Annotated in this window: 19 protein-coding genes; 8 read left to right on the top strand and 11 right to left on the bottom strand. The window is 73.6% G+C overall.

Going from position 1 to position 19,029, the window contains the following annotated elements:
- The first annotated feature begins 72 nt into the window (after positions 1-72).
- Positions 73-1,047: a GNAT family N-acetyltransferase gene (locus tag AB0B66_RS25615; RefSeq protein WP_360534608.1), complete on the top strand. Its 975-nt coding sequence runs from the start codon at positions 73-75 to the stop codon at positions 1,045-1,047.
- On the opposite strand, the gene AB0B66_RS25610 is transcribed toward AB0B66_RS25615, so the two are convergent.
- The 3 genes from AB0B66_RS25610 to AB0B66_RS25600 form a co-directional block, all read right to left on the bottom strand.
- On the bottom strand, positions 1,048-1,497 hold the full coding sequence (locus AB0B66_RS25610) for a VOC family protein (protein WP_360534606.1): 450 nt from the start codon (positions 1,495-1,497) through the stop codon (positions 1,048-1,050).
- 126 nt (positions 1,498-1,623) lie between these two features.
- Positions 1,624-1,812 (bottom strand): DUF4236 domain-containing protein, encoded by a 189-nt coding sequence (locus AB0B66_RS25605; RefSeq protein WP_360534604.1) that lies wholly within the window; start codon positions 1,810-1,812, stop codon positions 1,624-1,626.
- A 28-nt stretch (positions 1,813-1,840) separates the two neighbouring features.
- Positions 1,841-2,758, bottom strand: a complete 918-nt coding sequence (locus AB0B66_RS25600) for a PfkB family carbohydrate kinase (protein WP_360534602.1) — start codon at positions 2,756-2,758, stop codon at positions 1,841-1,843.
- A gap of 233 nt (positions 2,759-2,991) precedes the next feature.
- Between AB0B66_RS25600 and AB0B66_RS25595 the strand changes: the two genes are divergently transcribed.
- Together AB0B66_RS25595 and AB0B66_RS25590 are read left to right on the top strand one after the other, a co-directional pair.
- Positions 2,992-3,768: a hypothetical protein gene (locus AB0B66_RS25595; protein ID WP_360534600.1), complete on the top strand. Its 777-nt coding sequence runs from the start codon at positions 2,992-2,994 to the stop codon at positions 3,766-3,768.
- Positions 3,769-3,950: 182 nt separating this feature from the next.
- On the top strand, positions 3,951-5,000 hold the full coding sequence (locus tag AB0B66_RS25590; protein ID WP_360534598.1) for a mechanosensitive ion channel domain-containing protein: 1,050 nt from the start codon (positions 3,951-3,953) through the stop codon (positions 4,998-5,000).
- On the opposite strand, the gene AB0B66_RS25585 is transcribed toward AB0B66_RS25590, so the two are convergent.
- Both AB0B66_RS25585 and AB0B66_RS25580 read right to left on the bottom strand, forming a co-directional pair.
- Positions 5,001-6,041 carry a S66 peptidase family protein gene (locus AB0B66_RS25585; protein ID WP_360534596.1) on the bottom strand — a complete coding sequence of 347 codons (1,041 nt, stop codon included), beginning with the start codon at positions 6,039-6,041 and terminating at the stop codon, positions 5,001-5,003.
- Positions 6,042-6,082: 41 nt separating this feature from the next.
- The gene (locus tag AB0B66_RS25580) at positions 6,083-6,430 is read right to left on the bottom strand and encodes an Imm51 family immunity protein (protein ID WP_360534594.1); all 348 of its coding nucleotides are present in this window, start codon (positions 6,428-6,430) and stop codon (positions 6,083-6,085) included.
- A 307-nt stretch (positions 6,431-6,737) separates the two neighbouring features.
- Between AB0B66_RS25580 and AB0B66_RS25575 the strand changes: the two genes are divergently transcribed.
- Entirely contained in the window at positions 6,738-7,160 is a 423-nt protein-coding gene (locus AB0B66_RS25575) for an NUDIX domain-containing protein (RefSeq protein WP_360534771.1), read from the top strand.
- Here the strand turns inward: AB0B66_RS25575 and AB0B66_RS25570 are convergent.
- A complete protein-coding gene (locus AB0B66_RS25570) occupies positions 7,150-11,058 on the bottom strand; it encodes an AAA domain-containing protein (RefSeq protein ID WP_360534592.1) in 3,909 nt (1,302 codons plus the stop codon). The genes AB0B66_RS25575 and AB0B66_RS25570 overlap by 11 nt on opposite strands.
- A gap of 212 nt (positions 11,059-11,270) precedes the next feature.
- On the bottom strand, positions 11,271-11,942 hold the full coding sequence (locus AB0B66_RS25565; RefSeq protein ID WP_360534590.1) for a TetR/AcrR family transcriptional regulator: 672 nt from the start codon (positions 11,940-11,942) through the stop codon (positions 11,271-11,273).
- Between the two features lie 48 nt (positions 11,943-11,990).
- Here AB0B66_RS25565 and AB0B66_RS25560 point away from each other — a divergent pair, with 48 nt between their 5' ends.
- Entirely contained in the window at positions 11,991-12,695 is a 705-nt protein-coding gene (locus AB0B66_RS25560; protein ID WP_360534588.1) for an ABC transporter ATP-binding protein, read from the top strand.
- Entirely contained in the window at positions 12,688-13,425 is a 738-nt protein-coding gene (locus AB0B66_RS25555; RefSeq protein ID WP_360534586.1) for an ABC transporter permease, read from the top strand. The genes AB0B66_RS25560 and AB0B66_RS25555 overlap by 8 nt, the downstream gene beginning before the upstream one ends.
- 125 nt (positions 13,426-13,550) lie before the next feature.
- Here the strand turns inward: AB0B66_RS25555 and AB0B66_RS25550 are convergent, their stop codons facing one another.
- From AB0B66_RS25550 to AB0B66_RS25540, 3 genes are all read right to left on the bottom strand, one after another.
- On the bottom strand, positions 13,551-14,633 hold the full coding sequence (locus tag AB0B66_RS25550; RefSeq protein ID WP_360534584.1) for a DUF5925 domain-containing protein: 1,083 nt from the start codon (positions 14,631-14,633) through the stop codon (positions 13,551-13,553).
- Between the two features lie 77 nt (positions 14,634-14,710).
- Positions 14,711-16,168 carry an alkaline phosphatase PhoX gene (locus AB0B66_RS25545; protein ID WP_360534582.1) on the bottom strand — a complete coding sequence of 486 codons (1,458 nt, stop codon included), beginning with the start codon at positions 16,166-16,168 and terminating at the stop codon, positions 14,711-14,713.
- A 96-nt stretch (positions 16,169-16,264) separates the two neighbouring features.
- Complete coding sequence (locus AB0B66_RS25540) at positions 16,265-16,621, bottom strand: MazG-like family protein (protein ID WP_360534580.1); 357 nt, start codon at positions 16,619-16,621, stop codon at positions 16,265-16,267.
- A 204-nt stretch (positions 16,622-16,825) separates the two neighbouring features.
- On the opposite strand from AB0B66_RS25540, the gene AB0B66_RS25535 reads away from it, so the two are divergent.
- Positions 16,826-17,953 (top strand): DNA polymerase III subunit beta, encoded by a 1,128-nt coding sequence (locus AB0B66_RS25535; RefSeq protein ID WP_360534578.1) that lies wholly within the window; start codon positions 16,826-16,828, stop codon positions 17,951-17,953.
- Positions 17,954-17,962: 9 nt separating this feature from the next.
- On the opposite strand, the gene AB0B66_RS25530 is transcribed toward AB0B66_RS25535, so the two are convergent.
- A complete protein-coding gene (locus AB0B66_RS25530) occupies positions 17,963-18,511 on the bottom strand; it encodes an NUDIX hydrolase (RefSeq protein WP_360534576.1) in 549 nt (182 codons plus the stop codon).
- Between the two features lie 59 nt (positions 18,512-18,570).
- On the opposite strand from AB0B66_RS25530, the gene AB0B66_RS25525 reads away from it, so the two are divergent.
- On the top strand, positions 18,571-19,020 hold the full coding sequence (locus tag AB0B66_RS25525) for a hypothetical protein (RefSeq protein ID WP_360534574.1): 450 nt from the start codon (positions 18,571-18,573) through the stop codon (positions 19,018-19,020).
- Positions 19,021-19,029: the final 9 nt, after the last annotated feature.

Here is a 19,029-nt window from a genome sequence, read left to right as displayed (position 1 = left end):
GGCCGCCGGGCCGCCCTTCGCCGTGGGCAAAGCCGCTGGCGTGAGCGGGGTCCGGCACGCTACAACACCGGTATGCGTGTGACGCCGTTCGATCCCCGGCTGGGGCTGCGCGAGCAACTGGCGTGCTGGCACGAGGTGGCTGCCGCCGCAGGCGCCCATGACGATCCGGGGCACCGTTGCCTGCCCCCGGCGGCGCGGGCGGCGGCCCTGCTGGCACCCCGCCCGGACGGTCGGGTGCTGCACTGGCTGGGCTGCGCCGGCGGCGAGGTGGTGGGGCTGGCCGAACTGTTCCTGTCCGATCGGGAGAACCTGGGCTGGGGTTTCGCCGAGGTGACCGTGCATCCGCGGCACCGCCGGTCGGGTCACGGGTCCGCGCTGCTGGCCGCGATGCGCGTGGCCGCGTCCGAGCAGGGCCGGGACACGCTGGTGCTGAGCGCGGCGCAGGGCGGCCCGGGCCCGGCCTGGGCGGCGGCGGTCGGCGCGCGCAAGGCCCAGGAGCTGTGGGAGTCCGAAGCCGACCTGGGCACGCTCGACCCGGCCGCGCTCGGCGACCGCCCCGCCGCCGGCTACCGGCTGGTGTGCTGGTCCGACGAGGCACCCGAAGAGCTGCTGGCCTCGTATGCCGCGGCCGTCGACGCGATGGCCGACTCGCCCGACGGCGGCCTCGGCTACCTTGCCGCGCCGAACACGCCCGAGCTGGTGCGGGCCCGGGAGCGCTGCGCGCGGGCGGCCGGTGTGCAGCGGCGGGTGGTGGCGGCGGTGCACGAGGCCGGCGGCACGGTGGCCGGGCTGACCGTGCTGGAGATCCCGCTGCTGGCCCCGGAACTGGCCCACCAGGACGACACCGTGGTGGTGCCCGCGCACCGGGGACACGGGCTCGGGCTGTGGATGAAGGCCGAGATGGTGCGCCGGCTGGCCGCCGACGGCGGGGTGGTGCGCCGCGTGCACACCACCACCGACCCGTCGAACAGCCACATGCTGGCGATCAACGAGCGGCTGGGGTTCCGCCGCGTCGGCGTGCGCGAGCAGTGGACGCTGCCCGTCTGATCACTGCACGCAGAACTCGTTGCCCTCGGGGTCGGCCAGCACCACGTGGTGGCTGCCCGGCTCCTGCACCTCGCGCAGGATCGTCGCGCCCAGGCTCTCCAGGCGCTTGACCTCGTCGTCGCGGCGCTCCGGACCCGCGTGCAGGTCCAGGTGCAGGCGGTTCTTGCCCTGCTTGGGCTCGGGCACCCGCTGGAACAGCAGGCGGCGGCCCAGACCGACGCCGGTGAACGGCTGCACCGGGTCGTCGGGGTGGCGCACGGCGACCAGGTCGCGGAACGCCTTGCGGCCGCCGGTCTCCACCCAGACTTCCGGGCGGATCGCGCCCTGCGCGGCGAGCTGTTCGACGAGGGCCGAGTTGTCCTCGACCTCGTATCCCAGGGCCTGCGCCCAGAACGCCGTCTGCGCGTGCGGGTCGGCGCAGTCGATGACGACCTTCCAGTCCAGTGCCATGGCTGGTCTCCTTTCAGTCCTGTGGTTACCTCTGCCAGGTAACCACCGGCCACCGACAGCATCCGGCCGCTGAACGCAGCAAGGTGCGCGCCCTGCGGAAGCGGCGCGCACCGGGAACGGGTCAGATCAGCTCCTGTCCCCGCCACCCTTGTTCTGCTTCCAGGACCAGGGGCCGGGCAGGTCCACCCGGTGTGCCCGGGTGCGGGAGTTCCACGACCAGCGGCCGATGCGGAGACTCCAGGAGGACAGGCCGCCCTGCGTGAAGTTCAGGCGCAGGGGGCCGAGTTTCCAGGTCTTGCGGAACAGCAGGCTCATGCACCCCATGTAACCGCACACGCACCACTCAAAACGTGTCGGCGCGTGCCAGAAGTCCGGCGCGGTCGAGCGGGTCCACTTCGGTCGCCGCGACCGTGCATGCGTGAGCCCCGGCGATCGCGCCGTAACGTGCGCAGACGTCCGGCGGCAGGCCTTGTGTCAGACCGTACAGGAAGCCGGCGGCGAACGCGTCGCCCGCGCCGTTGGAGTCCACCACCGGCCGCGGCGGCCGCACCGCGGCGAACCGGCGTACCGCCTGGTCATCGCGGGTCAGCAGGTGGCCGCCGCGGTCGCCGTCGGTGGCCACGGCGATCCGGGCCCGACCCAGTGCCAGCACCCGGCGCAGCGCGGCTGCGGGGTCGGCCAGCGCGGTGGCCGAGACGAACACCACATCGGCCGCCGCCGCGAACTGCTCGTGGTACGGGTTCTCGCCGTCCCAGTCGTGCAGGTCCGTGGAGACGGTCACGTCCAGCGCCGCGAGCTGCGCCAGGGCGAACGAGCCCGGATGGGTGATGCACACGTGCACGTGCCGGCAGCCCGCGGCCAGCTCCGCCAGCAGCGGCTCGGGGAAGCGGTCGTGCTCGCCGCCGCGGCTGATGTCGTACAGCGACAGCCGCCGCCCGTCCGGGCCGACCAGGTTGACCGCCCGCTTGGTGCCGGTGCTGCTAGGCAGTTCGGTGAGAGCGATGCCCGCCCTGGCGTGCAGGGCCCGCACCAGCGCGCCCTCGGGGTCGTCGCCGAGCACGTCGACGTGGTGGGTGCGCAGCCCCAGCGCGGCCAGCCCGAGCGCGAGGAAGTCCCCGGTCTGCCCGGCCCGCGTGGTGATCGCCGGAACCAGGTAGCTGTCCGCATAGGGCAGCGGCAGTTGCGGGACCTCGACGATGGTGTCCACCCCGGCACCGCCGAGCACCAGTACGTCGAAGGGGGCGTGATGAGGAACACGCATGAGGTGTCGCCTTCCGCGTCGAGGGGTAGTCGACGTTTCAGCCCGTACGGTCCGCAGGCAGGTCATGCGGTGTCCGCCGAGGTCGCGACAGGTCGCTGTCGATGATCACGGACGCGGGCAGTGACGTCAAGACGTCACCCGCTCGACAGGCGACATTGGCGAACGCCTTCTAGGCTCCTTGAGCTGTGCCCCCGGTGCGACTGCCGGGGATTCGAAAGGGGAGGGACATGCACGTGAGGACACGACGTCTGGGTATCGCGGCGGTCGGCCTGATCGCGGCCGCGGCGCTCGTCGCCGGCTGCCAGCCGGCCTCCAAGGCCGAGCCCGGCGCGACGCCGTCGGCCGCGGCGGCTTCCACGCAGGCGCAGGCCTCGGCCGCCGACGCGCTCACCGCCGCGACGGGCAAGCTGAAGACCACCACCGCGAAGATCACCATGACCATGGGCGGCGCCGCCTCGATGAAGGCCACCGGCAGCGTCGACGGCCCGAACAAGAAGGTCGCCATGAACATGGTGATCGGCGCCATGGGGCAGAACCTGACCATGGACACCGTGCAGATCGGTGACGAGGTCTGGCTGAAGTACGCCGGCGTCCCGGGCCTGCCCAAGGACTGGATGCACGTCGACGTCACCAAGCTCGGCCCGAACAGCACCGTGCGCAAGTCGCTGGAGGACCCGTCGTTCAGCGAGAACCTGCTGCGCACCGCCGCGCAGGTCAGCTGGGACGGCACCAACAAGGTCAAGGGCACCATCGACATGACCAAGTCGCCGACCATGAACGCGGCCGCGGCCGCCGCGCTGGGCGACAAGGCCACCGCGGTGCCGTTCACCGCCACCCTGGACGACCAGGGCCGCCTGCTCACCATGACGATGGCCGTGGGCGACGCCGTGCCGCAGGCGGGCATCACCGACATGGTCGTGACGTACTCCGCCTACGGCGAGCCGGTGACGGTCGAGAAGCCCGCCGGCAAGATCGTCGAGGCGCCGGTCGAGCTGCTGGCCAACCTCTGACACGTCGCGGGTCCGGGCCGGGCTTGACCCCTCGGCACGCCCGATACGCCGCCTTCACCAGGCCTTCCGGTCCGGTGAAGGCGGCGTTTTCCGTTCGGGGGCGCGGGTAGGGGTGAGAACGTGATCTCGTACCCCGCCGTGAGAGGTGACGCCGTGACGCCGACCAGCACCGGCAGCTGCTGATGGAAGCCGAGCAGCTGATGCGGGCGGCGGTCGTCGTGATCGCGGCGATCGGCGTGGCGGTGGTCGTGGGCTGGCTGTCGCGACTGGTGGTGCGGCTGGTCGCCCGCCGCAGGTACCGCCGGTTCCTGGAACAGCTCAGCCAGGCCTGTCGGTGGGCCTTCCGGGCCGTGCTGGTGGTGGTCGCGCTGATGGTGGCGCTGCCGTTCACCGGGCTGACCGGACCGGCCCGCGAGGTCGTGCACCACACGCTGGTCATCGCTCTGATCGCGACGTCGGCCTGGCTGGCGGTGCGGGTGCTGTTCGTGCTGGAGGACGCCGCGTTCCGGCGGCTGCCCGTCGACGTCGCCGACAACCGGCGCTACCGGCGGGCGCGTACCCGGATCGGCATGGTGCGCCGCCTCACCGCGGTCACCGTCACCCTGCTGGCCGTCGCGTCGATCCTGATGACCTTCGCACCGCTGCGCGCCCTCGGCGCGTCCCTGCTCGCCTCGGCCGGGCTGGCCGGTGTCGTGGCGGCGCTGGCCGCGCACGCCACCCTGGCACACATCTTCGCCGGCCTGCAGCTGGCCTTCACCGACGAGTTGCGCCTCGACGACGTGGTCGTGGTCGAGGGGGAGTGGGGCCGCATCGAGGAGCTGCGGCTGACCTACGTCGTGGTCCGGCTGTGGGACGAGCGCCGGCTGGTGCTGCCCACCACCTACTTCACCACCACGCCGTTCCAGCACTGGACCCGCAACGACGCCCGGGTGCTCGGCGCGTCGATCCTCTACCTGGACCACCGCATGCCGGTCGACGCGCTGCGCGAGCAGGCGCAGCGCGTCGTGGAGGCGTCGCCGCTGTGGGACCGCCGGGACTGGGTGCTGCAGGTCGTCGACACCACCGAGACCGCCATGGTGGTGCGCGTGCTGGCCTCGGCCGACGACGCGGCGAAGGCCTACGACCTGCGCTGCGAGATCCGCGAGAAGCTCATCGCGTACGTGCGCGAGCACCACCCCGAGGGACTGCCGCAGACCCGCGTCGCCGTCGTCCCGCCGCCCGATCAGCCGTGATCAGTAGCGCACGCTGATCCGCTGCTCGACCGCGTCGACCCGCACGTCCCCGCCGACCGGCAGGATCAGCTGCGGGTCGGTGTGGCCGATGTCCAGGTCGAACACGAGCACCGCGTCCGGGGCGTACGCCGCCACGGCCCGCCGGACCGCGTCGCGCTGCTCGTCGCGGTACACCGCCTTCTGCCCCGGCGTGGGCCGCCGCTCGAAGTTCCAGGCCATGGGCCGCCCGACCAGGATCGCGCCGAAGCGCTCCAGCAGACCGCGCTCGCCCATGTTGCGCAGCGTCCGGAAGACCTCCTCGGCGGCGGGCATCTCCTCCGAGGTCTCGACGACCAGCACGTGCCCGTCGAAGCGCTCCGGCGGCCCGACGAAGCCCGCCTGCAGCAGCCAGGACAGGATCTCCAGGCAGCCGCCCCACAGCGGCCCCTCGACGACGCGCCGCGGCCCCTCCCAGCGCCAGCCGTCGACCGGCCACATACGCGGCGGCACACCGCGCAGCGAGGCGTCCGCCCAGTCGTTCGGCTCGTCGCCGTGGTCGGCCGAGGCGGTCAGCTCCTGCCAGCCGGGCGTGAACAGGGCAGCGCGCAGGCTGCTCGCCGACAGTTGGTGCATGCCGCCGCCGCGGGCCAGCGAGGTCATCACCGCGCCGCCGTGGAAGGCGACCACCCCGAGGTGGAACAGGTGGTTGAGCAGGTTGGTGTTGTCGGAGAAGCCGAAGAACGGCTTGGGGTTGGCCCGGATCACCTCGTCGTCGAGGTGGCGCAGCACGGTGATCTGGTCGTCGCCGCCGATGCTGGCGATGATCGCGCGGATCGCCGGGTCGGCGAAGGCCGCGGTGATGTCGCGGGCCCGCTCACGCGGTGTGGCCGACGCCGCGCGGGTGGTCGGGAACTCCACCGGGACCAGCCCGAACTCGTCACGCAGCCGGGACAGGCCCAGCTCGTACACGTCCGGGAAGACCGCGGGCACCCCGGCGCTGGGGGACAGGACCGCGATGCGGTCGCCGGGGCGGGGCTTGGCTGGATACACCATGTCGGGCATGGGCGGAAACTAGCCGATCCACCCGATCGGGGCACCCGAATTCAGTCCAGCAAGCCCTGTTCCTCGGCGCGGGTGATCGCGTCGGCCAGCACGTCGAGGTCGACGACCGCGTCGCGGATGGTGGCGGCCACCTCCTGCAACGGCTCGATCTCGGCGGCGCGCACCGAGAACAGGTCGGCCTCGGAGTCGAACTCGACCTGGTCGAGCACCTCGGGCGCGCGTTCGGCCAGCAGCACCTGCACCACGCCCTCCCAGGCGTAGCCGTTGCCGAGCCAGCCCTGCTCGTCGAAGATGTCCACATAGTCGTCGAAGTCGTCGAAGATCAGGCTGAACTCGCCGGAGCCGTGCTCGACCAGCTTGCAGGGGTCGAAGTCGGGGTCACGTGCCATGTCCGCGACTATAGGCCTTGACCTGTGTCACTGCGGTTTCACCGAAAGGCCGACTTCGCCTCCGCCGAATCGGTGAATTTCGCCGGGTCAACCCGCTGTTCGCGACGCGTCCACCCGGGCGGCAGCCTCGCGGGCCGGTGCTGGGCCGGCGACCGGGGCCGCGCGGCTGCCCCGTCACCGTCCGCGTGTCGGGCGCGCGGGCCGAATTCTGCAGGTGTGAGCAGGAAGAAGCCCTCTGAGTGGCGAATCAGCGGTTCGACCATCTGTGCGACCGCGCGAGAACATGGCAGGCTTTCTCATCGTGACGATGGTCAGGCAGTGGCAGCGGGTCTCGGCGTACGGGTTGGCGCGCGAGGGCGACACCGTGCTGCTCGTGCAGATCGGCCGCAGCGCCCACGGGGACCTCGGCAAATGGATGCCGCCCGGCGGCACCATCGAGCACGGCGAGCACCCCGCCGAGACGGTCGTGCGCGAGTTCGCCGAGACCACGGGCCTGGAGGTGCGTGTCGACGCCCTGCTGGAGGTCGGCTCCGACCACCGGCAGCTGACCGGCGGCATCGACTTCCACGGCGTGTTCATGCTGTACGGCGTGACCGTGCTCGGCGGCGACCTGCGCCCGCAGCCCGACGGCATCATGGTCGAGCCCAGCTGGCACTCCGCGTCCGAACTGGACCAGATCCCGATGCTGGACGCGGTGCGCGACGTGCTGCGCGCCGCCGTCAAGAAGTAGGTCCCGCCTCCCGCCGTGCCTCGGTCCGTGCCTGGCGCAGCGCCTCGGTGATGCGCGGACCCCGGCGGGCGAAGCCCAGCTGTGCGGTGGCCTCGGCGATCACCTCGTCCTCGGTGCGGTTGAGGCCGTCGCTCTCGATCCAGCGGATCAGGTCCACCAGCGTCTGCCGCGGCACCTCGGTGATCTGCGCGGCCGCGGGCAGCTCGGGCTTCGGGCCGCTGCGCCCGGTCGCCGACGGCAGCCGCAGGGTGACGCCCTCGGCCACGGTGTCCGCCGGCAGCCCGGCCGACTCCGACACCGCCAGGTCGTACACGGCCCGCGCCTTGGCGATCTCCACCTCGCGCTGGCGCATCCAGTCCGTGGACCAGATCCGGTGGAAGCGCCAGCCCAGCCGTTCCAGGTGCTGCTGGCGCAGCCGGTCGCGGTCGCGCACCGTCGGCGAGGCGTGGTAGGACGCCCCGTCGGCCTCGATCGCCAGCACCAGCCGCTCCGGGTCGTCCGGGTGGGTCGCGGCGAAGTCGATCCGCTGCCCGCCGATGCCGTGCTGGACCACCAGCGGGATGCCCGCGGCGGTGAGCTTGGCCAGCACGTCGGCCTCGAACGGGTTCAGCGCCGGGGAGGTCGTCGCGGCCAGCGACTCGCGGCGGCCGCCGGAGGCGGCGTACGCCAGGAAGTCGCGCAGCATCACCGCGCCCTCGGCCCGCAGCCGCTGCGGGTCCATGTCCAGGTGGGTGAACGAGCTGACCACCGTCATCCGGCGGCGGGCCCGGGTGATCGCCACGTTGAGCCGCCGGTGGCCGCCCTTGGTGTTCAGCGGCCCGAACCGGTACAGCATCCGCCCGTCCAGGCCCTTCGGGTAGCCGACGGTCAGGATCACCGCGTCGCGCTCGTCGCCCTGCACCCGTTCGATGTTCTTGACGAAGAACGGCTCGTGCCCGTGCTCGGCGAAGTACGGCTCCAGCTCCGGCCGGCCGGCCAGCGCCCGGCGCAGCGCGGCGTCGACCCGCTCGGCGTGCGTGATGCCCATGGTGATGACGCCCAGCGACTCGGCGGGCCGCTGCGCGGCGTGGGCGAGGATCAGCTCCACCACCCGGCGCACCTCGGCGGAGCCGCTCTCGGCGGACGCGTCCGGGTCGGCCTCGCCGCTGACCAGCACGTGGCTGATGCAGTCCCCGGCGTCCGCGCCCGGGAACGTGGTCAGCGCATTGCCGTTCGGGCTGTACACGTGCCGGTCGGAGAAGGCGATGAGCCGCTCGTCGCGGCTGCGGTAGTGCCAGGCCAGATGTCGCACCTGCGGCAGCGGCAGGGTGTGCGCGAACGCCTGCAGCAGCGACTCGACGTCGTCGCCGAGCGCGGTGCCGTCGTCCGGGAGGTCGGCGTCGCCGTCGGCGCGCTGGAAGAAGTTCGTCGGCGGCAGCTGGTGCTCGTCACCGGCCACCACGACCTGCCGGCCGCGCATGATGGCGGGCACGCCGTCGACCGGCTCGACCTGACTGGCCTCGTCGAAGATGACCACGTCGAACAGCACCCGGGGCGGCAGCACCTGGCTGACCAGCAGCGGGCTCATCGCCCAGCACGGCTTGAGCGCGGTCAGCGCGTCCGGGGCCTGCTCGAACAGCCGCCGCACCGGCAGGTGCCGGGCCTTCTTCGCGGCCTCCCGGCGCACCAGCTGCTGCTGCTCGGGGAACTCGTCGAGCACCGCCATCAGGTTGCGGGCGGCCAGGTGCCGCACCCGCTGCGCGGCGGCGGTGATGTGCGCGGCGTCGGCGGTGTGGAACTCGGTCACCGCCGCGTGCAGGGCCGCGCCGTGGAACGCCGACAGGTGCTCGTCGGTGAAGCGCACGTGCTCCAGCACCGAGCTGAGCCACGCGTGGTCGAACGCCGCCCCGGCCCGCGCGGTGTCGCCGCCGACGCCGCGCGTGGCCAGCTCGTCCAGCAGCCGCCGGGCGCGCCACTCCACCAGCCCCGCGGCCAGCTCGTTGCGGCGCGCGGTGCGCAGCAGATCGGCCTGGTCGCCGGCGAGCCGGTCCAGCTCCGGCTGCAGCAGCGTCAGGTCGTCGTTGTCGATCGGCACGTACCCGCGCAGCGGCTCCAGCGCCCCGGTGAACTCGGCGAACGCGGCCAGCGCCGGCGCGGCGGCAGGGCCGGTGCGCGGCGGCTGACCGTCGCGGCTGACCACGCGCCAGCGGGCCAGCTCGTCGGCTGCGGCGACGGCGGCCTCGTGCAGCTCGGCGGTGCTCGGCCGGCCCGGCGCGATCCACTGCGCCCGGATCTGCTTGAGCACCTTGCGGCGCTGCCAGAAGCCCATGCCGCCGCGCTCGGGACCGGCCGCCGAGGCGGTGACCCAGGCGGCGAGATCCGCGGTGTACGCCTCCGGCCGCAGCCGCCGCAGCGTGACGTCCACGTCGGACAGCAGCGCGGCCATCTTCTGCGCGGAACTCAGGGTGCCCGGCACGGACAGGCCCAGCTGAGCGGCCAGCGCGGTGATCTGCTGTCGGGCCGGGGCGAGCGTCGTCGCCGCCTGCCCGGCCAGCGTGTACGCGAGCTGCGCGGTGGCGCGGTCGGGCACGGTCGAGCGGACCCACGGACCCGGGCCGGGCTCGGGGTCGAACGCGCCCAGCTGCGCCAGCTCCGTCAGCGCGGCGCGCAGCCGGGCCGCGGCCGGCGCGTCCAGGCGGGCCAGGTCCTCGCCGGACCAGCGCTGCGGGGTCATGTCCGCGGGGCTGATGCCCAGCAGGCGGGACTGCAGCTCGAACATGGACAGGCCCCACGGGTCGTGCCGGGTGTGCAGCGCCGCGTGGTGGCGGGCCAGCGCGCCGCGCGCGTCGACGAGGCTGCGGTCGGTGTCCTCGGTGGTCGGCCGGGTCTCGTGGCGCGCCCGCTGCAGCCGCGAGTCCAGCGCGCGGGCCAGCTCGCGGCGGCTGCCCTGGTCGCCGTGCAGGTTCTGCACGAGGTCGTCGAGGCCGACCTGGTTGAGCCGGTCGAGCACGGCGTCGATGGCGGCGCGCTTCTCCGCGACGAACAGCGCGGTGCGGCCCCGTGCCGCCAGCGCCATGATCATGTTGGCGATGGTCTGGCTCTTGCCGGTCCCCGGCGGACCCTTGACGACCAGATGGTGCCCGGCGACCGCCGCGTTGACCGCGTAGCTCTGCGAGGAGTCCGCGTCCAGCACGAGGAACTCGTCACCGGGGGGCAGCCGGTCCGGGGCGTCCGGCTCGACCGGCGCGGTGGCGTACAGCTCGCTCAACGCCCGCGGGTCGCCCGCCAGCGCGGCGATGACCTCGCTGCTCTCCAGCAGCTCGCCGTGCTCGGTGATGTCGGCGACCATCGGCAGCTTCTCGTACAGGAACGTGCCGACCAGCAGCTCCGGGCTCACCGTGAAGCCGCGCACGTCCTGCGCGGCCTTGGCCAGCTGCTCGAACAGCGGCGCGGGATCGTACGGCCCCTCCGGCAGCGCGTCGAGCAGCGTCTCCGGGTCGATGTCGAGCCGGTGCTCCTTGAACAGCTTGAACAGCAGCACCGGGTTGACCGTCGGCTCCGGATCGAGGGTCAGCGCGAAGTCGGTCTCCGCGGCGGAGGTCGTGCGCACCGTCAACCGGTGCAGCAGCACCGGCGAGCGCGGCGTCCGGTCCGACTCCCACCAGCTCGCGATCCCGCTGGCCAGATAACCGACGTCGACGCCCCGCTCCTCGGCCAGCGTGCGCATCCGGGTCCGGATGGTCCGCGTCCGCCGCATCGCGTCCGCGTGCGCGACCTCATCGGCGAACAACTGACGCAGCGTCACCGTGCGGCCCGCCATCAGCACGGTCACCGCCTCCGGCCGCGCGCCGTCCAGCCGCAGCGTGCCGGCCTTGAGATCGCGGTAATACGCCAGCTGGTTGCGCCCTGAATCATCCACCAGGGCATCAGCCCACCGCCTCGTGGCGAGCGCGACATGGGACGGCTGCGGAGCGTTGCCAGACACGGTCACGGCCCAACGATCGCAGACTCCCGCACCCCCGCCAAGCTCCCCACCGAAAGGAAGGGCACCTGCACATCGCTATTCGTAGCGGAAGGGCACCTTCTTAACGCTGGTCCGCCACTGACCAGGAAGGACGGGCCGGTGCCGGGTCACCGGGCGCGGCGTGGCGCGGCTGCCGCGGTGACGGCGGTCGAGGCGTGGTTCAGGATCACCCGCAGCAGGTCGTCGAGGCCCGCGGCGAACTCGGCGTCCCAGTCGGGCGGCTGCGCCAGTACCCCCGAAAGCTCTTGATGCGATGGCGCCGCGCCGCCCGCCGCCTGGGCGCGGGCGTGGCGGCGAGGGTCGGCCGGCGCGAAGCGGCCGGTGATCTCGCCGACCGCGTAGCCGAGCACATAGGTCGAGACCAGGCGCTCCAGGCGCGGGACCTGCGCCGGTGGCACGCCCGCGGCCAGCAGCGCGCCGTAGAGCGCGTCGACCAGCCGCACCGCGTCGGGCGTGATCGCGGGCCGCGACAGCAGCAGCGGATAGACGGCGGGGTGACGGTGGGCCAGCGCGCGGCCCGCGTGGGCGATGGCGCGCAGCCGCACGTCCCACGCGCCGGGAGTGGCCGCCGCGGGCAGCAGCTCGGCGAGCAGCAGGTCGACCAGGCCGTCGAGCAGCGCGTCCTTGTTGCCGACGTACGGGTACAGCGCCATCGGCGTCACCCCGACCCGGGCCGCGACCGCGCGCATGGACAGCGCGTCCAGTCCGCGCTCGTCGGCCAGCGCCAGCGCGGCGGTCAGGATCTCCCGCCGCCTGGCCTCGACACCCAGCTCCGCCATGCTCTACAGTGTAGATCTATACAGCGTAGATCACCAAGGAGGCGCGGCATGCTGGACGCGTCGGGACTGCGCAAGACATACGGCTTGGTCACCGCCCTCGACGGCTTCGACCTCACCGTCGCGCCCGGTGAGATCTGCGGCCTGATCGGCCACAACGGCGCCGGCAAGAGCACCTTCGTCGAGGTCGTCACCGGCCTGACCTGCCCCGACGCGGGCACGGTCACCGTGGGCGGCCTGCCGCCGGCCCGCGCCCGCCACCTGGTCGGCCTCGCCCCGCAGGAGATCGCGCTCTACCTGTCCGTGACCGTCGAACGCAACCTGTGCCTGTTCGGCGCACTCGCCGGACTGCGCGGCAGGGCACTGCGGCAGGCGATCGACGAAACGGCCCAGGCGCTCGGCCTGACCGACGTGCTGCGCCGCCCCGTCGGACTGCTCTCCGGCGGGCAGCGCCGCCGCGCCCAGGCCGCGACCGCGATGCTGCACCGGCCCGCCCTGCTGCTGCTCGACGAGCCCACCACCGGCGCCGACCCGGTCACCCGCGCCGCGCTGCTGCGGCTCGTACGCGCCCACGCCGCCGACGGCGCGGCTGTCCTGTACACCACTCACTACCTGCCCGAACTGGTCGATCTCGGGGCCACGCTCGCGGTGTGCCGGGCCGGGCGGGTCATCAAACGGGGCAGCCAGGACGAGCTACTCACCGGACACGAGACCCTCGACGACCTCTACCACGCCCTGGCGGCCGACCATGCGTAGCCTCGCCCTCGTCCGGCTCAACCTGGCCCTGCTGGCCGCCGAACCCGGGGCGGTCATCAGCCGCATCGGCATGCCGCTCGTGATGATCACCGTGCTGCGGCCGCTGTACCGTGCCGCCATCGGCGACCAGGGGACGACCCACGCGGTCACCGGCATGCTGGTGCTGTTCTCGCTGCTGGGGCTGTCCATCGTCGGCGGCTCGCTGCTCACCGAGCGCTCCTGGCACACCCTGGACCGGCTGCGCGCCACGCCCGCGTCGCCGTGGCAGATCCTGACCGGCAAGGCGGTCGCGCTCGGCGGGGTGCTGCTGGCCCAGCAGGCGGTGGTGCTCGGGTACGGCGTCGTCGCGCTCGGCCTGCGGGTCGCCCGCCCCGACCTGCTCGCCCTGGCGGCCCTGGCCTGGGCGGTGACGCTGCTGCTGCTCGGGGCCGCGGCCGCGATGACGGTACGCAGCCACAGCGAGCTCGGTGCCGTCAACGATCTCGGCGCGCTGCTGCTGTCCACGCTCGGCGGCGCGATGGTGCCGCTGTCGCTGCTACCCGGCTGGGCGCAGACGATCGCGCCCGCGTCCCCGGGGTACTGGGCGCTGCAGGCGCTCGGCGGCGCGGCGGCCGGTGACGCCGCGGCCGTGCTGCGCGGCTGCGGGGTGCTGCTGCTGGTGGCGTCCGCGGCCGGCGGCTACGCCGTGTGGCGCATGAACCGCGGCTGGGGCCGCAGCCGCCTGCTCTGAACCCGGGCCCCGGGCCCCGGGCCCCGTTCGCAATAGACGTTGGCCTATCTCGTCGAAAACGATCGCCTATTTTTCGACGAGATAGGCCAACGTCGACGCAAGGACGTGGCTCGTGACGCCCCGGTTCACAGGTAGCAGCCGGTGGAGGGTTCGGGGGTGATCTGGACGAGGTCGCGGTCGCCGCGCTGGATGGCGAACAGCTCCGCCAGTGTCGCGCCCGACGAGCTGAGGCCCACCGTGCTTCCCAGCCAGGCGCTCGCCTGCGCGAAGGGCAGCGGGCCGACCTCGATCTGGGCCAGGCACCGGCCGGGACGGACCACGGCGGGATGCAGCTTGTTGAGCGGTTCGTTCGTGGTCAGCCCGACAAGGACGTCACGCCCCTGGGCGAGCAGGCCGTCGGTGAGGTTGAGCAGGCGCGACAGCGCCTGGCCGCTGGAGGCCTTCGCGGCCGAGGAGATCAGCTCGTCGCAGTCCTCGACCAGCAGCAGCCGCCAGCGGCGCTCCTCCTGCTCGTCGTCGCCGATGGCGACCTCCATCAGGTAGCTCGAGTCGTGGAACAGGTTCTCCGGGTCGAGCACGCAGTCGACCTGGCACCACGACGACCATGCCCGCGCGAGCGCGCGCAGCGCGGTGGTCTTGCCGGTGCCGGGCACGCCGTGCAGCAGCAGCAGGCGGCCGCTGATCGAGTCCGGGGTGAGCGTCATCAGGCGCTCCAGCGAGCCCGCCACGTCGGCGGAGTAGTTGTCCCGGATCGCGTCCCAGGCCGGGGTGGTGATCGGGCGGGTGCTGCGCTGCGCGCCGCGCTTGGCCGAGTGGTGCCAGAAGCCCATCGGCACCGTGTCGGCACGCTCGGCGTGCTCCTCGCGCGCGTTGCGCGTGGCCGCGTCGAGGATGCGCAGCGCCAGCTCCTCGGTGGTCGCGGTGACCGTCACCTCGGCGACGCCGCCACGCCAGCGCGCGGCCCGCAGCGTCCAGCCGTCGCCCGCGGCGAGGTGGCTGCGCAGGCCGTCGTCGGTGGCCACGCGCAGCACGTGTCCCTCCTCCGGCAGCAGGGCGGCGTCCTTGCGGACCCGGGGCAGGCGGGCGGTGTGGGCGTACGGCTGCTCGCCCGTGCTGAACGGGGCGAGGATCATCGCGTCGACGACGTCGCGAGGAGTGTCGGAGTCGTCGAGGGTGAGGTTCGTCGACAGCTGCGGCAGAGTGCCCATACGTCGATGATCTCGCAATTGGACCTGAGCACCTAGTGGTTTTCCACCCTGATATCGGCCCTGAGCTGGGGCCGCGCTCAGATCCCGAGTTTCGCCCAGGGCCCCCAGATCGCGATGGTCATGCCGTGGATCGCCAGCACGTTCACGAACAGCGTGTGCCCGTCCGGGCTGAACGCGCAGCCCGCGAACTCGTCGCGCTCACGCGACACCCCGGCGCGGTTGGTGAGGCGGTTGAGCGCGATGTCGAGCACCTCCCCGTGCCGGGTCAGGCCGCGTACGTAGTTGTTGTTCGCGCCGTCCTCGCACAGGATGAGCGTGCCGTTGGGGCTGGTGGTGATGTTGTCCGGGAAGTCCAGCCCGTCCACGGCCGGGCACTGGTACACCAGCCGCAGCACCTCCTCCGCGCAGTGGTACGCCCAGATCTGCCCGTGGCCGTTGCCGTAGCCGCTGTCGAAGGGCCCCTCGTCCTTCTCCGGCCGGCCGCCGCCCTGCGTGGAGGTGAAGTACACAACGCCCTGCCGGTACGTGGAGCCCTCCAGCCGCGAGAACAGCGCCGCGCCGCCGTCGCGGCCCTGGTCGCCCACGTGCCGCAGCGCCTGGTGCTCGGTGGTCGGCGCGGGCACCCCTTCGGTGTACGGGAAGCGCGGCGCCGGGTCGTCGATGTCGACCCAGGTGACGGGGAAGACCGCGCCGGGTTCCTGCGCCGCGGCCAGGTCCAGGCGGGGGCGGCCCTTCACGGCCAGCGCCTGCAGCCGCCCGCCGTCGGCGATGCCGCGCCCGTCGGCCCGCAGCGGGTCCGGCGCGCGCGGCGGCAGGTAGCGGTAGAAGCAGCTGGCGAAGGCGAAGTTGTCCTCGGTCAGGTAGAGCGCGCCGCCGTCCGGGTCGTACGCCACCGACTCGTGCGCGAAGCGGCCCGCCGCGGTGATCGGCTGCGGCTCCACCGCGCCCTGCGCGGGCACCTCGAAGATGAAGCCGTGGCGCTCCTTGAGCAGGTAGTTGCCCAGCCCGGCGACGTCCGGCCCGTTGACGGTCTCCTCGCAGCTGACCCACGTGCCCCACGGCATGCGCCCGCCGCAGCAGTTGGTGTGCGTGCCGCTCAGGCTGGTGTGCGAACGCACCACCTCGCCGTACCGGGTCACCTCGACCGTGCTGGTGCCGCCGCAGGCCGCCGGATCGTAGGTGACGTTGGCCGGACCGAACGCCTGCCCGGTGACCTTGACCTCGTGGTTGCGGACCAGGATCGTGTTGCCGCCCGGCGCCTGGAACGCGCCCATGCCGTCGTGGCTGCCCGGCAGGCGGCTGCCGTCGTCGAGCACCACCGGCCACTCGGTGTCGTGAAAGGAGCGGTAGGCGAAGCCCTCCGGCACCCACAGCCGCGGTACGCCGTCGCGCAGGTCGGCCGCCGGCGCGAGCTTGATCCGGGTGGGCGGCTTCGGCGCGGCCTCGCGGGCCAGGAACCCGCCGAAGGGACCGGCGGCGAACAGGCCACCCGCCACGGCCGCGCCGCCGAGCAGCGAACGCCGTTTGATCACCATCTGCGGGCTCACTTCCGTGCGTCGAGGGAGCTACGCAGGTGCAACGAGCGAACCACCCGCATGATCACGCATCGACGCGGCCCGTGGTCCTTACGCCTACCCGGCGTCCGGGCCGGGCCTGCGCTGCGCGGTGAGCCGCTGGTGGGCGGCCATGCGGTCGAGCACCTTGCCGGCCTTGGCCGACAGCACCTCCGCCGGGTCGAAGCCGAGGCTGCGGATCGCGACGAACGACGCCAGGGCCACGTCGGCCAGCTCGTCGGCGACCTCGCGCGGTGCGTGCGTGACGCCCTTGCGCGGGTTCTGCCCCTGTACGCCGATCCAGGCGCTGGCCGCCTCGCCCGCCTCCTCGGTCACCTTGAGGATGCGCATGGTCTGCTGCTGCGGGCCGCTGCCGTGGTGCGCGTCCAGCCACCCCACCGCCGCGTCCACCGCCCGCCGGGTCGTCTCGTCCACCCGCCGCACCCTACCGGCCCCGCCACGTCCGCCCCGCCACCGCGCGCGCCGTGCGCCGTGCGCCGCAAGGTCATCCGACTTGCCGGGCAATCGTGCGTATCTTGAGCGCGGATACGCCCACCTGCCTGGCAAGTCGAGCGAATCTTGGGCGTTGCGGTGCCGGCGGGGCGGACGATGTCGTACGCGGTGGTTAGCGTGCGGGGCATGGCGTTGGACGTGAGTGTGGGGGCGGGGCCGCTGGCCGAGGCGGCGGCGCAGTTGTTGCGGCTGCTGCCGGTGCGGGCGCACCAGCCGGCGCTGGCGGGAGTGCTGCTGCGCGCCGACGCCGAAGGGCTGGAGCTGGCGGCCTCCGACGGCGAGGCGTGGGCCAGGGTGCGAGTGGCCGCCACGGCGCACACCGACGGCGAGACCGTGGTGTCGCGGCGCGCGCTGGCCGACACCGTGGCCACGCTCGACGCCCCGCAGCTGCGCCTGTGCACCGAGGGATCCCGGCTGGCGGTGCGCACCGAGCGGGCCCGTTTCGCGCTGCCCACGCTCGACCTCGACAGCTTCCCCCGCCCGCCGCAGGCGCCCGCGCAGCGGGGTGTGCTCGCGGGAGCGGACTGGCGGGCCGCGGCCGCGGTCGCCGGCGCGGCCTCCCGCGAGGACGCGCTGCCGCTGTTCACCGCCGTGCGGATGCGCTCGGCGGGCGCGGTGGTCTCGTTGCTGGCCACTGACCGCTTCCGGCTCGCCGCGGCGCGCCCGGCCTGGCGGCCCGAGCCCGGCGCGGAGCTGGACGTGCTGATCCCGGCCGCGCTGGTGGCCGAGCTGGGCCGCCAGGCGGGCCGAGCGGCCGAGGTGGGCCTGCACGCCGAGGACGGCCGGTTCGCGCTGTCCTGGCCCGGCTGGACGGTCGGCACGGCCTCGCTGGCGGTGGCCTTCCCCGACCGGCAACTCGACCAGCTCCTGGCCACGCAGGCCGAGGCGACGGTGCGGGTGGACGCCGACGAGCTGGCCGCGGCGGTGGGGCGCGCGGCGCACTACGCCGGGCCGCGCGGCGCGGTCACCCTCGAACTCGGCGACGGCGAGCTGACCGTGCGGGGCAGCGACCCGCTGGCCGGGGAGTCGTCCGAGACGCTCAAGGCCGACCTGCTGGGCGACCGGCTGACCCGGCAATACCAGGCCCGCTACCTGCTCGACGCGCTGCGCCCGTTCGCGGGCCGCCAAGCGCGCCTGGAGATCCAGTCCGCGCTGCGCCCCACCGCGTTCACCACGGCGTCCCCCGATCCCGGCGTCGACCTCCGCTACCTCGTCGTCCCCCTCCGCCCGGCAGAACCCACCGACCGCCCCTGACCCGTTGCGTCACCAGGGTGGTGCGGTGCCCGCGGCGCGTTGTTCGGCGGCGAGGGTGACCAGCTCGGGATACCAGGAGCCGTCGGTGAGCAGCAGGCGCAGCGCCTCGGCGAGCGGGTGCGCGCGTACCTCCAGGACGGTCTCGCCGTCGTCGGGGTTGTCGGGCTCGCCCTCGATGCCGACCTCGGCGAAGCACCACAGCCAGGCCTTCTCCGGGTGCGGCTGGTGCGGCCGGTACGGCGCCAGCAGGTCGGACACGGCATGGTGCGCGCCGATGACGTGCAGCGGGCCGCGCAGCACCGCGCCGGCCTCCTCGCGCAGCTCGCGGGCCGCGCACGCGGCGACGCTCTCGTCGGGCTCGCGGGTGCCGCCGGGCAGGAACCACACGTCGCGGTCATCCCGGCAGAGCACGACGCGGTCCCCGTCGAAGCCGACGACGTGCACGTTGGTGACGAGCCCGTCGGCGGGCGGCGTGGTGGAGAACCGGCAGTCCACGCCGGCCCACTCCCAGCGCTGCGGGGCGAACAGCAACGGAAAACGTTCACGAGGGGACGCCACGGCCCGGATGGTAGCGCACCCCGTCCGCCCGACGATCTTCCCGCGAGTACAGTCGCCCGGTGCCGACTCCGACCGAACCCGCGCCGACCGGCGGGACGTCCGTCGTGCCGGCCCCGACGGAACCCGCCGCATCGACCGGCGGGACGGGCGCGCTCACCCCGACCGCACCCGCATCGACCGGCGGGACCACGGCCGTGCCGGCCCCGACCGGGGTGCGCCGGACGGCGGGCGCGGTGCTGTCGGGCATGCTGGGGCACGCTGCGGTCGTCGGGGTGGTCCTGGCCGCCGCGAGGGTCGCGGTGGCCGAGGCCGATGGCGACCTTGAAGCCGGTGGCAGGTTCGCGGTGTTCTACTCGTCGGTCTGCCTCCTGCTGAGCGGCGAGGCGGTGCTGCTGGCGCTGGTCGCCTGGGGCGCCGGGTACGGCGGGGCAGGCTGGCGCAGGGGGTTGTGGGCCGGGTGGGCCGCCGGATTGGCGCTGCTGGTCCTGTGGATCGCGAGCTGGTGGTGACCGACCGGC

The organism is Catellatospora sp. NPDC049111 (genome assembly GCF_040648615.1).
GTDB lineage: Bacteria > Actinomycetota > Actinomycetes > Mycobacteriales > Micromonosporaceae > Catellatospora > Catellatospora aurea.
The sequence above is the reverse complement of the archived record's forward strand: the minus strand, read 5'-3'. Positions and strand labels throughout refer to the sequence as shown.

Coding starts and splice junctions, on each gene's coding strand:
- AB0B66_RS25615 (WP_360534608.1), top strand. CDS start 73: ATGCGTGTGACGCCGTTCGATCCCCGGCTGGGGCTGCGCGAGCAACTG.
- AB0B66_RS25610 (WP_360534606.1), bottom strand. CDS start 1,497: ATGGCACTGGACTGGAAGGTCGTCATCGACTGCGCCGACCCGCACGCG.
- AB0B66_RS25605 (WP_360534604.1), bottom strand. CDS start 1,812: ATGAGCCTGCTGTTCCGCAAGACCTGGAAACTCGGCCCCCTGCGCCTG.
- AB0B66_RS25600 (WP_360534602.1), bottom strand. CDS start 2,758: ATGCGTGTTCCTCATCACGCCCCCTTCGACGTACTGGTGCTCGGCGGT.
- AB0B66_RS25590 (WP_360534598.1), top strand. CDS start 3,951: ATGGAAGCCGAGCAGCTGATGCGGGCGGCGGTCGTCGTGATCGCGGCG.
- AB0B66_RS25585 (WP_360534596.1), bottom strand. CDS start 6,041: ATGCCCGACATGGTGTATCCAGCCAAGCCCCGCCCCGGCGACCGCATC.
- AB0B66_RS25580 (WP_360534594.1), bottom strand. CDS start 6,430: ATGGCACGTGACCCCGACTTCGACCCCTGCAAGCTGGTCGAGCACGGC.
- AB0B66_RS25575 (WP_360534771.1), top strand. CDS start 6,738: ATGGTCAGGCAGTGGCAGCGGGTCTCGGCGTACGGGTTGGCGCGCGAG.
- AB0B66_RS25565 (WP_360534590.1), bottom strand. CDS start 11,942: ATGGCGGAGCTGGGTGTCGAGGCCAGGCGGCGGGAGATCCTGACCGCC.
- AB0B66_RS25560 (WP_360534588.1), top strand. CDS start 11,991: ATGCTGGACGCGTCGGGACTGCGCAAGACATACGGCTTGGTCACCGCC.
- AB0B66_RS25555 (WP_360534586.1), top strand. CDS start 12,688: ATGCGTAGCCTCGCCCTCGTCCGGCTCAACCTGGCCCTGCTGGCCGCC.
- AB0B66_RS25550 (WP_360534584.1), bottom strand. CDS start 14,633: ATGGGCACTCTGCCGCAGCTGTCGACGAACCTCACCCTCGACGACTCC.
- AB0B66_RS25545 (WP_360534582.1), bottom strand. CDS start 16,168: ATGGTGATCAAACGGCGTTCGCTGCTCGGCGGCGCGGCCGTGGCGGGT.
- AB0B66_RS25535 (WP_360534578.1), top strand. CDS start 16,826: ATGGCGTTGGACGTGAGTGTGGGGGCGGGGCCGCTGGCCGAGGCGGCG.